Origin of the sequence: Actinopolyspora alba (genome assembly GCF_900112765.1) — a bacterium.
Taxonomy (GTDB): domain Bacteria; phylum Actinomycetota; class Actinomycetes; order Mycobacteriales; family Pseudonocardiaceae; genus Actinopolyspora; species Actinopolyspora alba.
Map to the genome: position 1 here is coordinate 345,522 of NZ_FOMZ01000001.1, position 13,757 is coordinate 359,278.

Consider the following 13,757-nt stretch of genomic DNA (forward strand, 5'->3'; position numbering starts at 1 on the left):
ATGCCGAGCTTCGAGGGCGATGCGAATCCGGGATCCCTAACCGGCCACCGCTCGGTTACTCGATCACTCGCGCCACACACCCACTCGGCGAACACGTTCGAACACGGCACGAACCGTGTCACGTTCCGGTTCCGGATTGTACGCGAAACGGACGGCCATCAGGCCCCCGATTCCGGTTCCCCGGCAACCGAATTCGAAAGTGTCCGATCGGGAACTTGACTTCGAGTTTGATCGAACTCCTAACTTCGATCTCGACAACGACACGCGGCACGACAGCCACTTCCGGGATTCGGGAAGGAAACGAGATGACCAACGACAGCACGACCGGCGACAACCTGCGCGTGGCAGTGATCATCGGCAGCGTCCGGGAGGGCCGCTTCGGGCCGACCGTGGGCGACTGGATAGCGGCCGAGGCCGAACGCCACGGTGACTTCGATGTCGACCTGGTGGATCTGGCCGAGGTGGAACTGCCGATCGACATGAGCGTGAGCTCAGCCTCCGACGCGGGGAGCTCGAAGACGTCACTGCACGAACGGCTCGACGCGGCCGACGCCTTCGTGGTGGTCTCGGCCGAGTACAACCGCAGCTTCCCGGCATCGTTGAAGAACGCGATCGACCACCACAAGTCCGAGTGGTACGCGAAGCCGGTCGGACTGGTCTCCTACGGCGGGATCGCCGGCGGACTGCACGCCCTGGAGAACCTCAGGCAGGTGTTCGCCGAGGTCCGCGCCATGACCGTTCGGGACACGGTGAGCTTCCAGTGGGCCGGGCAGGCCTTCGACGAGGAGGGCTTTCCCAAGGACAGGGCGGGCAGCACGGCCGCGGCCAAGATGATGCTCGACGACCTGTCCTGGTGGGCCACCGCGCTCCGGGACGCGAAGGAGAAGCGTCCCTACCGGCGTTGACCGGGTGAGCGTGGCTCGGGCGGTTTCGCTCGGCCAGCCTCGGCCGGAAGGGCCACCGCTCGGTGGGGTACCCCCTTACCCCCCACCGGTGGAACCCCCGCGAGAGGTGAGGCGGAAGCGTCGCTCAGTCCGGGAAGAAGCGGATGGCGGGGCGCCCGCCGGGGCCCTCCGCGTCCACCCGGGCACGAACGTTGTACACCTCGGCGATCAGCTCCTCGGTCAACACCCGCTCCGGGGAGCCCGCCGCCACGGCACGCCCCTCCGCCAGCACCAGCAGGTGATCGCAGAACATGGCCGCCAGGTTGAGGTCGTGCAGGGCGATGACGCTGGTCACCGGGATCCGGACCACCAGCGCCAACAGCTCCAGCTGGTGCTGGATGTCCAGGTGGTTGGTGGGCTCGTCGAGCAGCAGCTCCTTCGGCTGCTGTGCGAGTGCCCGCGCGATCTGGACCCGCTGGCGTTCACCGCCCGAGAGGGTGTGCCAGGACCGGTCGACCTTGTCCTCCAACCGGGTGTACTCCACGGCCGAGCGCACCGCTGCCTCGTCGTCGGCCGTGGCACCCGCCCAGGCACGCCGGTGCGGAATTCGACCGAGGCGGACGACGTCGAGCACGCTCATGTCGACCTCGGTGCCCGCGTGCTGTTCGACCACGGCCAGTCTGCGGGCGACGTTCTTGCGCCCGACCCGTTCGATCGGGGAGCCGTCGAGCCGGACCACACCCTCCGACGCCGGGCGAACCCCGGACAGCAGCCGGAGCAGCGTCGACTTGCCCGAACCGTTGGGGCCGAGCAGCCCGACGGTGGATCCCTCCTCCGGAGCGATGCTGACGCCGTCGACTATCAGCCTCCCCCCGGCGCGCCAGGAAACCTCCTCGGCCAGCAGACTCATGAACGTCGCTCCCTGCGATTCGTAACGGAACTTGCCTTGTCAGGTGGGGTGCCTTGTCCGGTCGGGTGCCGCGTTCGCGGTCGGTTTCCCAGCCACGTTTTGCCATTCATCGAGTTTTGTCCGTCGCACCGGTACCCCCGAGGTGACAGCGCCGAACACCACGCCCGCCAACCGGCACCGTCGCGGGTTCTCCCGTGCGACTCTCGCGAGGACGGCCCCGACGTTGTGTAGTAACTACCCGATGTCGGGGCCCCCGCAGCGAGAGCCGTGCGAGAGGTTCCGCCAAGCGAGCTCCGCGAAAAGCGGGTTGAGCACCTTCATCAGTGCACCTTGCGGCTGCGGTAGAGGATCACCACGAACGCGGGCACCCCGACCAACGAGGTCATCACGCCGACCGGGATCTCCTGCGGATCGAGCAGCGTGCGCGCGATCGTGTCGATCCACACCAGGAAGATCGCCCCGGCCAGCGCGGTGGTCGGCAACAGCCTGCGGTGGCCGGGGCCGACGATGGCCCGCGCCGCGTGCGGCAGCACCAGCCCCACGAAACCGATGGCTCCGGAGGCGCTGACCAGCGTGGCCGTGAGCAACGCGGTCACGACGAGCAGCAGCGACCGGGTGCGCGCCACCGGAACGCCGAGCGAGGCGGCCGCGTCCTGGCCGAAGGTGAACGCGTCCAGCGAACTCGACTTGGCGGTGCACACGACCAGCACCGCGAGCAGCGCGCCCAGGCACAACCACACCTCGAACCAGCCGGTACCGCTCAACGAACCGAGCAGCCAGAACAGCACGCTGCGCGTCTGCCGGGAGTCGGCGACCGACATCACGATGAACGAGGTCAGCGCCGAGAACAGCTGCATGGCCGCGACACCGGAGAGGATCACGCGGTCGGCGGTGCCGCCGACGATGTGACTCAGCACCATCACCAGCGTGAACGAGACCAGTGATCCGAGGAACGCGCCGAGCGACAGCGAGAGCACCCCGCTGCCGATTCCCAGCACCACGACCAGCACGGCCCCGGTGGAGGCCCCGGAGGAGATCCCCAGCACGTAGGGGTCGGCCAGCGGGTTGCGCAGCAGGGACTGCATGACCACACCGCACAGTCCGAGCCCGGCGCCGCACACCGCCGCCAGCATGGTGCGGGGCAGCCGGAGGTCCCAGATGATCCCCTCGCGGATCAGCGAGAGTCCGGCGTCGCCGAGACCGAGGTGCTCGCCCACCACCGCCCACACGTTGGTCACCGCGATGTCGGCCGGACCGAACGTGATGGTGACGGCGATGGAGAGCGCGAGCAGCAGCAGACCGGCCAGCCAGAGAGCGGCGGCGGCACCCCCGCGGGACCGGGCCAGTAGGGCGCTCACTCGACGAGCCCGAACTCACGCAGCTTGGCCGCGACCCGTTCCACGCCGTTGACCGTACGGATCGAGGGGTTCATGGCGGCTCCGCTGAGCCGGATGTAGCGGTCGTTCCGCACGGCTTCCATGTGCTTGGTGACCGGGTTGTTCTCCAGGAACTCGATCTTCTGCGCGGCTTCCTCGGCGGTCTGGCTCTCGCGGGTCAGATCACCGATGACCAGCACGTCGGGATCGCGCTGGGCCACGGTCTCCCAGTTGATCTGCGGCCATTCCTTCTTCGTGTCGTCGAAGACGTTCTTCGCGCCGATCTCCTCGGTGATGATGCCGGGGGCGCCGCAGCAGCCCGCCATGTAGGGCGACTCCTTGTTGGCGAACCAGTAGAGCATGCTCACACCGGAGGCGTCGATGTCGGAGGAGGCCTCGTCCAACCTGCCGCGCAGCTCCTCGACGAGCTCGTCACCGCGCTTTTCGACGTCGAAGACCCGCGCGAGCTCCTCGATCTCCCGGTAGATGGTGCTCATCTCCAGCGGCTCGCTGCGGGCGCCGTCGCCGTCGCCCTCGTTGTTCTTGACGCAGTCGGCCGGGGAGAGATAAGTGGGCACGCCCATCTTCGCGAAGTCGTCCCGGGATGAGACCTCCTGGAAGGTGCTCTCGAAGGAGGCGGAGACGAAGTCCGGTTCCTCGGCCAGCACCCGCTCGTAGGAGGGGGCGTTGTCGGCGAGCCTGGGGACCTTCGAGTTGGCTTCCCGCAGGCCCTTCAGAATCGGGTCGGTCCAGGTGGCGGTGCCGACCATGCGGTCGGCGAGACCGAGCGAGAGCAGGATCTCGGTCGAGCCCTGGTTCAGCGAGACCGTGCGTTCCGGCGGGGCCTCGACGGTGATCTCCCTGCCGCAGTTCTCGATTGTCCTGGGGTAGCCGGCGGCGCTGTCCTGGCCGGATGTTTCCGAACCGCTGCCGCCGCAGGCGGTCAGCACGCCGAGGCCGAGCGGAAGCAGGCAGGTCAGGGATAAGACACGGGACGATCTCTTCATGAGTCCTTCTCCGTCGGGGGCTTTGGTACGCGAAGCCCTGCGGGCGGTTTCCGTGCGTCGCGGGGGCGACGCCACAGCCAGCAGGTTTTCGGGCTCGAGATCCTCCGCCCGGAGCGCCTTCCCGAGAGCTCGTCTCAGTGGCCGATACTCCGCGCGTCCCTCTCACCGCTGCGCGTCAGCTCCGGATTCACACCGGATTCCCTGCGCCGCCCGGCGACACTGCCCGGACGGGTTGACTGGCGAGGAAGAACCTAACAATTCCGGTGAGCGTGACTGCGCTCGGTGTGGGCGGCGCAGCGTCGTCGAACGAACACAGCGACGATCGGAGACGCTGCTCACAGCCGGTTCGACGCCCGGAGATCCGAGGCGGGGCTCTACTGGTGACAGCCGGGCGCGTGTCGGCGGGCGTCGAGGATCGTATGCCCGGTGCGCTCTGCTACCGATGTTCCCGGCCGCCCGGGCACAACCGGATTATCCGAATCAGACGCAGTGTGCCGCTGCGGATGAACGACGCTCGCTTCGAGCGGAGCCAACCGGATCTCCCCCTGTCAGGTGTAGTTCACCCACCGAAAGCGAAGAGTGTTGACTCTGACGCAGAGTGAGACATAATGGATGAGCCAACGTTGTTGGCGAGTGAGACAATGAAACGGAGCCCTTCAGGGGCTGCGAGGATGAGCCGGAACCGGGAAACCGGATCCCTCCGCCACGGGCGGTTGTGGCCCCTCGAGCCCACTGAGGGGCTCCGTTTCGTCCCTGACACGTCATGTGCTCGCGAGCAGGCTCGGCCACCAGGACCGATTGGTGACGAAGTCGTTCTCGCCGATGATTTTCACTCCGCAATTGAGCAGCTTGCCGTTTGCTCGGTGCAACTGGTGACCGCACTCGATCAGCAGCTGGGCGGATCGGACATCGTCGGGAGCTCCACGAAGTGCCACTGAGAGGATGCCCGCGTGCAAATCGGCCAGCTGGAGGCCGTCATACTCACTCGTTCCGTGCCAGCTCGGTGGCCATCGAATGTGTTCCCAGGGCGTATGCACCGGAGAGGGAATGTTCTGAACCAGATTCAGATAACTAACCGTTCCGTCGTGATCCATATGCCTGACTGACCCCAACCGCAGGATCGCCAGTCGCGCTCCGCCGTGCCACCCATGAGCTGCTAGCGCGATACGTTCCAGCAACAAGCGTGTCGTGTAGTTGTAGAACTTCTCATTGTCGCTCCGCAGAGCTTCATTGAACTGGACCGTAGCCTTGTGAGTAATGACGTGAATTGTTTTCACATTTGGGATGCTGGCGAGCATACGCGTAGCGAGCCGGCGACGGTCCGCCCGCTTGGGCTTAAAGTGCTCGACCCAGTGCAGAGGGCGTGAAGTTCCGATCTCATATCGCAGCCCGGCAGCTACTGCCCTCGCGTAGGAGACGCTCTCCGCCGGAATCATCAGAGCGGTCATCGCGAAGAACGAGGAAGAATTTTTACCGAATCCACGGTCCCCGGTTTCGTCGACATACACCTCGACCTTGGGCAACTTGCCCGCCCAGCTGGGCGTACGAGGCATAGGTGCTCTCGAACCAGGAGACAACATCGACCTCCGCTCCAACTTCCGGCGATCCGCGGATCACCGAAGCGTGATCATCACTGACACGGCGCACGATGATATCGCTTCGAGCACGAGAGGATACGGACAGCGAGTTTTGTGCAAGATCGGTCGTAGCGGCCGCTGATGCGGTCGCCTTGGACGATGCGGCCTCTCGCGATGTTCCTGGGGCGTCGGACAATGAGGCGGTGACTCACGTCCGTGACCCGCACCCGTGGCCCACGACTGAGCAGGAAGCCGTCGCCGTGCAGCAGTGGCTGCGGCCCCTGGTTCGCTTCGACGGTGAACCCGGGGTCATCCGGACGGCGGCGGGGTTGGACGTGGCCTACCGCGAGGAAGCCGACGAGCTCGTGGCTGCGGTGACGGTTCTCGACGTGGCCTCGCTGTCCGTGATCGACAACGTGGTGGTGCGCGGCGAGCCGGAGTTTCCCTACGTGTCCGGGTTGTTCGCCTTCCGCGAGGCACCGCCGCTGCTGGAGGCGCTGACACGGCTGTCGGTCGAGCCGGATGTGCTCGTCTGCGACGGCCAGGGACTGGCCCATCCCCGCCGCTTCGGACTGGCCTGCCACCTCGGCGTGCTGACCGAGCTGCCCAGCATCGGCGTCGCCAAGACCGCGATGGGCCACTACGAGCCGCCGAACGAGCAGCGCGGCGACTGGTCACCGATCCGATACGATGAGGAGATCGTCGGTCGGGCGCTGCGGACGCAACGGGGCGTGAAGCCGGTGTTCGTCTCGCTCGGCCACCGCTTCACCCTCGACGCGGCGTGCGAGCTGGTGCTGCGGCTGGCGCCGCGCTACCGCCTGCCCGAGACGACTCGAAGCGCGGATCGGCTGGGGCGTTCGATGCCGAATGAGGAGTAGGTACTCACTCGCGCTGGTCGGATCGGAACTCGTGGCAACACGACAACCACCTCCGACGAGGAGGGACGTCGGATCCTCGACCGTCCACTCCGGAGAGGTACGCGGAAAATCGGGCGGGGCGCATCGAGTCCAAAAACATGGTTAAAACATGGGAACCCCGTCGCATCCCCCTGACCGCGATGAACCGCACATCCCGTGACCAGCGATTTTCGGTGCCCCCGGTCGGACTCGAACCGACACTACGACGATTTTAAGTCGTCCGCCTCTGCCGATTGGGCTACGGGGGCGCGTCCTCGGCTCGTCACCGACACGCCTTCGGTAACCGACCCACAGTGGGCCCCTTGTTAAGACGTGCCAATGCTGCCGTTGGTTCCAGAAGAAACGAAACCGCCATCTGGAGCAAACCCGATCACAGCGTGTAAAAAACATCAACACTGACGCGCCACGCGCACCATCATAGCCACCCATACAGGTGACACTTTTCGGGTAATGCTTGTTAACAGGTCACAGAAAGTCAAGAGAGCGGGGGATCACACACAACGGGCCGTGCGCCGGTTCCCCGACGCACGGCCCGTTGCCGATCGTGTGATCACCGACCGAGGAGCCCGGAACGGGCTCAGCTGGAAGCCGCACGCTTGAAATCGGAACGGGGGTTCTGGATCTGGCCCATCGAGACGACCTCGCGACGGAACAGGAACGCCAGCGTCCAGTCGATGACGATCCGCGCCTTGCGGTTGAAGGTCGGCATCTTGCTCACGTGGTAGGTGCGGTGCATGAACCAGGCCACGAAGCCCTTGGCCTTGAAACCGTAGACGTCGGCCACGCCCTTGTAGAGCCCCAGCCCCGCGACGGACCCCGCGTTGCGGTGGAAGTACGCCGCGGTCTTGCGACCACGCAGCGAGGAGATGAGGTTCTTCGCCAGCTGGTTGGCCTGCCGAACGGCGTGCTGTGCCGAGGGGGCGCAGGTGGCGTTGGGGTCCTCCTCCGCCTTGGACAGGTCCGGCACGGCCGAGCAGTCGCCCGCGACCCAGACGTCGGGGTGCCCCTCGACGCGCAGGTGCGAGGTGGCCTTGACCCTGCCGCGCTCGTCCAGCGGGAGGTCGGTGTTCTTCAGCACCGGGTTGGCCTTCACCCCGGCGTTCCATACCAGGGTGTCGGTGTCGAACTCGGTACCGTCCGAGAGCACGGCGTGGCCGTTCTCCACCGACTTGAGGAAGGTGTTCAGGTAGACCTTGATGTCGCGTTCCTCGAGGGCCTTGACGGTGTAGACGCCCATCTTCTCGCTGACCTCGGGCATGATCCGCCCGGCGGCCTCGATCAGCGACCAGCTCATGTCGTCGCGGGAGATGGACTCGTAGTAGCGGGTGGCGTACCTGGCCATGTCCTCCAACTCGGCCAGCGCCTCGGTACCCGCGTAACCCCCACCGACGAAGGTGAAGTTCAGCAGGCGCTTGCGCAGCTCCGGATCGGTGGTGTTGGCGGCGGCGTCCATCTTCGCGAGCACGTGGTTGCGCAGATAGATCGCTTCGCCCACGGTCTTGAGACCGATACCTTGTTCGGGCAGCCCCGGGATCGGCAGCAGGCGCGAGACGGACCCGAGTGCGACAACGAGCACGTCGTAGCCCAGGTCACTGGCGATGCCCTCGGCATCTTCCACCGTGACCGATCGCTTCTCGTGGTTGACCTCCGTGACACGCGCGGTGAGAACGTGACACCGCTTCAACACTCGTCGCAACGGCGCTACCACGTGACGGGGCTCAACGTTGCCCGCCGCCGCTTCCGGGAGGAAGGGCTGGTAGGTCATATGCGGCTGAGGGTCGACGACCGTCACCGAAGCCTCACGGCGGCCGAGCTTGGACTGCAGGCGCAACGCGGTGTACATACCGACGTAGCCGCCGCCGAGGATGAGAATCCGGGTGGGATCGGATTTACCAGCCATGCCTCTATGGTCACACCAATACGCGATGGGCCGCCCCGGCGGCCCCCTCAAATGTGACACCGCTCGCGGGTGTTCCTGATCACAAAAACAGCCCGTGTGCGGGTGTGAACGTTGCGTTCACCGAAATCACGGTACGCAATCGTTGTGTGCTCCGCTCGCGCACGATGCGCGCCCTCTGGAGAAAACCGGGATCACCGGGAGGGAACGAGCACGAGCGGCGTGCTCGACGCTCGCCTACGACACCGCGAGCACCGCGTGAAAACGATCTCGAATCATCCCCGACCACCATACCGGAGATTCGGATCCACGAGCGCGGAACCACGGAATCGAGGTTCCCGTCACACACTCCCAGCGCTTCAGTCGCTGCGCCGCGATCGCGGCGCAGCGATCGCGGCGCAGCGATCGCGGCGCGCCCACCCACTGAAACCAGGTGCGAAATCGACGCCCCCGCGGCACCGGAGCCCCCGAGCGCGTCACTTCACCGGGTCGCCCGGTCGTACACGGACCCGGCGATTTCGCGAGAAATCGACGCCCCTCCGAGATCCCCGCCTCGCAGGCACCGCGCCCCGGCCGGAAAACCTCACTCCCCCAGGCCCGCGGAGTCCTTGGCCTCGGTGAGCACCGCACGCAGCATCTCCGGGGTGAGCCTTCCGGTGAAGGTGTTCTGCTGGCTCACGTGGTAGCAGCCCAGTAGCAGTAGCTCCCCGCCCGCCGCGTCGCGCAGCGTGGCCCGAGCGCCGTGACCGAACTTCGGCTTCGGCCGGGGAACCCGCCAACCGCTCGCCGCGAGCACCGCCAACAGGGCCTGCCAGCCGTAACCACCCAACACCACGACGACTCGCAAAGTCGGACGGAGCAGCTCGAACTCGCGAGCCAACCAGGGTGAGCAGGTGTCGCGTTCCCCTGGAGTCGGCTTGTTGGCGGGAGGGGCGCACCGCACCGGCGCGGTGATCCGCGTGCCGTACAGCCGCAGCCCGTCGTCGGCCGACTCGGAGTGCGGCGCCGAGGCCAGGCCCACGTCGAACAGCGCCCGGTAGAGCACCTCACCGGAGCGGTCCCCGGTGAACATGCGTCCCGTCCGGTTGGCCCCGTGCGCCGCGGGCGCCAGTCCCACCAGTGCCAGCGAGGCGTCGGAGGGCCCGAACCCGGGTACGGGTCTGCCCCAGTACTCCTGGCCGCGGAAGGCGGCACGCTTCTCCTCGGCCACCCGTTCCCGCCAGCTCACCAGTCTGGGGCAGGCGCGACAGCCGGTGACCGCCTCGTCCAGCTCGGCCAACGTGCTCGCCTCGCCCGCCGAGGTGCCCGGCTCGACCGGCCCCGGTTCGGGTGCTCGGGAGTGTGTCTCGTTCACCACGGTCACGGTGGCACACCGTTCGGACCCCCCTGCGCGGGCCGCCGAGTCCTCCGGTCGAGGCGATTAGGCTACGGCCCATGACAGCCAGCGAGGAAACCGAGAACACCGGCGAGTCGAACCGGCAGTCGAGCACGCCTTCGGCCGAACCGACCGACGACCTGGTCAGCACACATCACACGATCACGGCCAACGGCAAGCAACTCTCCTACACGGCCACGGCGGGCCGGTACGTGCTGCGGGAGGAGAGCTACACCGACGGCAAGTTCGACGGGCACGTCGCCGGCGCCGAGGTGTTCGTGACCTCGTACGTGGCCGATTCGCCGGAGTCGTCCGACCGTCCGGTCACGTTCGCCTTCAACGGCGGCCCAGGCGCGGCCAGCGCGTTCCTGCACATGGGGCTGCTGGGGCCGCGCAAGGTGGTCTCCGGCGACGCGGGCCAGCTCGCGGCCCCGCCGTACGGGCTCACCGACAATCCGGAAACGCTGCTGGCGCACAGCGATCTGGTGTTCATCGACCCGGTCTCCACCGGCTTCTCCCGGGCGGTCCGCGGGGGCAAGGCGGGCGACTTCCACGGCTACCGGCGCGACATCGAGTCGGTGGCGGAGCTGATCCGGCTCTGGACCACGCGCAACGGCCGCTGGCTGTCACCCAAGTACCTGGCGGGCGAGTCCTACGGCACGTTGCGGGCCGCGTCACTGGCCGAACACCTGCAGAGCAAGCACGGGCTCTACCCGAACGGGTTGCTGCTGATCTCGACGGTGCTGGACATGGGCACCATCCGCTTCACCGAGGGCAACGACCTGCCCTACAGTCTCTTCCTACCGACCTACGCGGCCATCGCGCACCACCACGGCAAGCACGGGGACCGCCCGCTGCGCGAGGTGCTGGACGAGGCCGAGGAGTTCGCGGCGCGGGACCACCCGTGGGCGCTGCGGCAGGGTGCCCGGCTGTCGGACGAGGACCGCGCCGAGGTGGTGCGGCGCACCGCCGAGTTGACCGGACTGAGCCCGGACTACGTGGACCGGGTGAATCTGCGGATCGAGCACCTGCGGTTCTTCACCGAGCTGTTGCGCGAGAAGCGGCTGACCGTCGGTCGCATGGACGGACGCTTCACCGGTTGGGAACCCGACGCGGGCGGCGAGCACCTCTCGGACGACCCGAGCGTCTCGGGGGTGATCGGGGCCTACTCGGCCGGGGTCAACCACTACCTGCGGCAGGAGCTGGAGTACTCCAACGACCTGCCCTACGAGGTGCTGTCCCCGCGGGTCCATCCGTGGTCCTACGAGGAATTCGAGGGGATGGCGGTGACCGCCACGGACAAGCTGGCCAAGGCGATGCGCACCAACCCGCACCTGCGGGTGCACGTGGGCTGCGGGCACACCGACGGTGCGACGCCGTACTTCGCGGCCGAGCACACCCTGGCGCAGCTGGAGATCCCGCGGGAACTGCGCGACAACATCGAGGTCCGCTACTACCCGGCCGGGCACATGATGTACGTGCACGAGCCCTCGCGGATCAAGCAGTCCGCCGACCTCGCCGAGTTCGTCTCCCGGTGAACCGTGGCCGCTCGGTTTTCGCAGCTGGTTGCGTGGCGGAACCTCTGGCACGGCTCTCGCTGCGGGGAGGCCCGACATCGGGTAGCGATCTACACAACGTCGGGCCTTCCTCACGAGAGTCGCACCGGGGCGTCAATTTCTCGCGAAATTGACGCCCCCACCACCGCGAAGAGGTGCCCTTCGAGGAGGCAGCGTTCCCCTTCGAAAGGCAACTTCCCCTCACGAAACGACGTGGTCGTGCCGCTCCGCGAAGTGGCAGGCGCTGGGGTGGCCCTCGGCCAGTTCGAGGTCGATGCGGCCGCCGTCGCGCCGCACGGCCAGCTCGGGCTCCTGCTCGGCGCAGATGTCCTGCGCCTTCCAGCACCTGGTGCGGAACCGGCAGCCGGACGGCGGGTTCGCCGGGCTCGGCACGTCGCCGGTGAGCCGGATGGCCTCCCTGCGGTCGCGCACCGAGGGATCGGGCACGGGCACCGAGGACAGCAGCGCCTGGGTGTAGGGGTGCTGCGGGTGCTCGTAGATCTGGTCCTCGGTGCCGTTCTCGACCATCTTGCCCAGGTACATCACGCCCACCCGGTCGGAGAGGTGCCGCACCACGCCGAGGTCGTGGGCGATGAAGATGTAGGACAGGCCGAACTCGGACTGCAGGTCACCCAGCAGGTTCATCACCTGCGCCTGGATCGAGACGTCCAGTGCGGACACCGGCTCGTCGCAGACGATCACCTTGGGCTTGAGCGCCAGCGCACGGGCGATGCCGATCCGCTGCCGCTGTCCACCGGAGAACTGGTGCGGATAGCGCCGCACGTGCTCCGGGTTGAGCCCGACGATGTCGAGCAGCTCCTGCACCCGCCGCTGCCGGTCGCCCTTCGGCGCCACCTCGGGATGGATCTCGAACGGCTCCCCGACGATGTCACCCACGGTCTTGCGCGGGTTCAGCGAGGTGTAGGGGTCCTGCAGCACGATCTGCATGTCCCTGCGCAGCTGCCGAAGCTGGGACGCGCTCTTCTTGCCGAACATGTCCACGCCCTCGAACAGCGCGCTGCCGCTGGTGGGCTGTTCCAGCCGCATCAGCACCTGGGCCAGCGTGGACTTGCCGCAGCCGGACTCGCCCACGATGCCCAGCGTCTCGCCCCGGTTGAGGTCGAAGGAGACGCCGTCCACCGCCCGCACGTGACCGATGGTCTTCTTGAACACGATCCCCTGCTGCACCGGGAAGTGCTTGACCAGGTCGCGAACTTGCAGAATCGGCTCACTCACTGCTGATCAACTCCTCGGCGAAGTGGCAGGCGCTGTAGCGCCCGGGGCGGAGTTCGAGCAACTCCGGAACCTTCCGGCGGCACTCGTCCGTGGCGCGGTGGCAGCGCGGGTGGAACGGGCAGCCCTCGGGGATGTTCGCGAGGTTCGGCGGCAGCCCCTTGATGCTGGCCAGGTGCTCCCCCTTCTGATCCAGCCGGGGAATGGACTCCATCAGCCCCTCGGTGTAGGGATGCGCGGGGCGCTTGTACAGCGACTCCGCGTCGGACTCCTCCACCACCCGGCCTGCGTACATCACCGCGATGCGGTCGGCGACCTCGGCGACCACGCCGAGGTCGTGGGTGATCAGGATCAGCCCCATCCCGCGTTCGCGGCGCAGCTCGTCCAGCAGATCCATGATCTGGGCCTGCACGGTCACGTCCAGCGCCGTGGTCGGCTCGTCGGCGATGAGCAGGTCCGGGTCCAGCGCCAGCGACATCGCGATCATGGCGCGCTGCCGCATACCGCCGGAGAACTGGTGCGGGAACTCCTTCACGCGCTGCTTGGCGTTGGGGATCTTGACCATGTCCAGCATCTCGCCGGCCTTGGCCATCGCGTCCTTGCGCGACATCCCGCGCCGGAAGCGGAACTGCTCGGCGATCTGGAATCCCACGGTGTAAACCGGGTTGAGCGCGGAGAGGGCGTCCTGGAAAATCATCGCCATGTTCTCGCCCCGCAGCCCACGGCGACGATCCTCCGTCGCGGAGAGGAGTTCCTCCCCGCGATAGCGGATGGCTCCCTTGGTCACGAAGCCCGGTGGAGTGTCCAGAATACCCATCACGGTCTGCGCCGTGACGCTCTTGCCGGAGCCGGATTCGCCGAGCACGGCGAGGGTCTCCCCCGCGTCGACGTGATACCCCACCCCGTTGAGCACGTTCGCCGTGGCCTCGCGGGTGCGGAACTCGACGTGCAGGTCTTCCACTTCGAGCAGGCGCGACTCCGGCGAGCCGCCCGTGCTGTCGTCGGTAGCCGACAAAGCGGCCCTC

The 13,757-nt window shown here is 67.1% G+C and carries 11 protein-coding genes, 1 tRNA gene and 1 riboswitch; of the genes, 3 read left to right on the plus strand and 9 right to left on the minus strand.

Annotated elements, in window-relative coordinates; genetic code table 11:
• Positions 1 to 305 precede the first annotated feature (305 nt).
• Entirely contained in the window at positions 306 to 905 is a 600-nt protein-coding gene (locus BM150_RS01455; RefSeq protein WP_092922557.1) for an NADPH-dependent FMN reductase, read from the plus strand.
• A gap of 124 nt (positions 906 to 1,029) precedes the next feature.
• Here the strand turns inward: BM150_RS01455 and BM150_RS01460 are convergent, their stop codons facing one another.
• The 4 genes from BM150_RS01460 to BM150_RS01475 form a co-directional block, all read right to left on the minus strand.
• Positions 1,030 to 1,794: an ABC transporter ATP-binding protein gene (locus BM150_RS01460; RefSeq protein WP_092922560.1), complete on the minus strand. Its 765-nt coding sequence runs from the start codon at positions 1,792 to 1,794 to the stop codon at positions 1,030 to 1,032.
• Between the two features lie 320 nt (positions 1,795 to 2,114).
• Complete coding sequence (locus BM150_RS01465; RefSeq protein ID WP_092922563.1) at positions 2,115 to 3,152, minus strand: FecCD family ABC transporter permease; 1,038 nt, start codon at positions 3,150 to 3,152, stop codon at positions 2,115 to 2,117.
• Positions 3,149 to 4,177: an ABC transporter substrate-binding protein gene (locus BM150_RS01470; protein WP_092922566.1), complete on the minus strand. Its 1,029-nt coding sequence runs from the start codon at positions 4,175 to 4,177 to the stop codon at positions 3,149 to 3,151. The genes BM150_RS01465 and BM150_RS01470 overlap by 4 nt, the downstream gene beginning before the upstream one ends.
• Before the next feature lie 62 nt (positions 4,178 to 4,239).
• Positions 4,240 to 4,433: riboswitch (cobalamin riboswitch) on the minus strand.
• 505 nt (positions 4,434 to 4,938) lie between these two features.
• Positions 4,939 to 5,700 (minus strand): DUF3800 domain-containing protein, encoded by a 762-nt coding sequence (locus BM150_RS01475; RefSeq protein ID WP_175496628.1) that lies wholly within the window; start codon positions 5,698 to 5,700, stop codon positions 4,939 to 4,941.
• Between the two features lie 257 nt (positions 5,701 to 5,957).
• Between BM150_RS01475 and BM150_RS01480 the strand changes: the two genes are divergently transcribed.
• The gene (locus BM150_RS01480; protein WP_245755187.1) at positions 5,958 to 6,632 is read left to right on the plus strand and encodes an endonuclease V; all 675 of its coding nucleotides are present in this window, start codon (positions 5,958 to 5,960) and stop codon (positions 6,630 to 6,632) included.
• 213 nt (positions 6,633 to 6,845) lie between these two features.
• On the opposite strand, the gene BM150_RS01485 is transcribed toward BM150_RS01480, so the two are convergent.
• From BM150_RS01485 to BM150_RS01495, 3 genes are all read right to left on the minus strand, one after another.
• A tRNA-Leu gene (locus BM150_RS01485) sits at positions 6,846 to 6,919 on the minus strand.
• Positions 6,920 to 7,248: 329 nt separating this feature from the next.
• Positions 7,249 to 8,571 carry an NAD(P)/FAD-dependent oxidoreductase gene (locus BM150_RS01490; protein ID WP_092922576.1) on the minus strand — a complete coding sequence of 441 codons (1,323 nt, stop codon included), beginning with the start codon at positions 8,569 to 8,571 and terminating at the stop codon, positions 7,249 to 7,251.
• A 580-nt stretch (positions 8,572 to 9,151) separates the two neighbouring features.
• A complete protein-coding gene (locus tag BM150_RS01495) occupies positions 9,152 to 9,922 on the minus strand; it encodes a uracil-DNA glycosylase (protein WP_092923269.1) in 771 nt (256 codons plus the stop codon).
• 80 nt (positions 9,923 to 10,002) lie between these two features.
• Between BM150_RS01495 and BM150_RS01500 the strand changes: the two genes are divergently transcribed.
• The gene (locus BM150_RS01500) at positions 10,003 to 11,481 is read left to right on the plus strand and encodes a S10 family peptidase (RefSeq protein ID WP_092922579.1); all 1,479 of its coding nucleotides are present in this window, start codon (positions 10,003 to 10,005) and stop codon (positions 11,479 to 11,481) included.
• A 219-nt stretch (positions 11,482 to 11,700) separates the two neighbouring features.
• Here BM150_RS01500 and BM150_RS01505 read toward each other — a convergent pair whose 3' ends face one another.
• Positions 11,701 to 12,735 (minus strand): ABC transporter ATP-binding protein, encoded by a 1,035-nt coding sequence (locus BM150_RS01505; protein ID WP_092922582.1) that lies wholly within the window; start codon positions 12,733 to 12,735, stop codon positions 11,701 to 11,703.
• Positions 12,728 to 13,747, minus strand: a complete 1,020-nt coding sequence (locus BM150_RS01510; RefSeq protein ID WP_092922585.1) for an ABC transporter ATP-binding protein — start codon at positions 13,745 to 13,747, stop codon at positions 12,728 to 12,730. The genes BM150_RS01505 and BM150_RS01510 overlap by 8 nt, the downstream gene beginning before the upstream one ends.
• Positions 13,748 to 13,757 lie beyond the last annotated feature (10 nt).

Excerpts from the sequence above, each read along its gene's own strand:
- BM150_RS01455 (WP_092922557.1), top strand. The coding sequence starts at position 306 with ATGACCAACGACAGCACGACCGGCGACAACCTGCGCGTGGCAGTGATC.
- BM150_RS01460 (WP_092922560.1), bottom strand. The coding sequence starts at position 1,794 with ATGAGTCTGCTGGCCGAGGAGGTTTCCTGGCGCGCCGGGGGGAGGCTG.
- BM150_RS01470 (WP_092922566.1), bottom strand. The coding sequence starts at position 4,177 with ATGAAGAGATCGTCCCGTGTCTTATCCCTGACCTGCCTGCTTCCGCTC.
- BM150_RS01490 (WP_092922576.1), bottom strand. The coding sequence starts at position 8,571 with ATGGCTGGTAAATCCGATCCCACCCGGATTCTCATCCTCGGCGGCGGC.
- BM150_RS01500 (WP_092922579.1), top strand. The coding sequence starts at position 10,003 with ATGACAGCCAGCGAGGAAACCGAGAACACCGGCGAGTCGAACCGGCAG.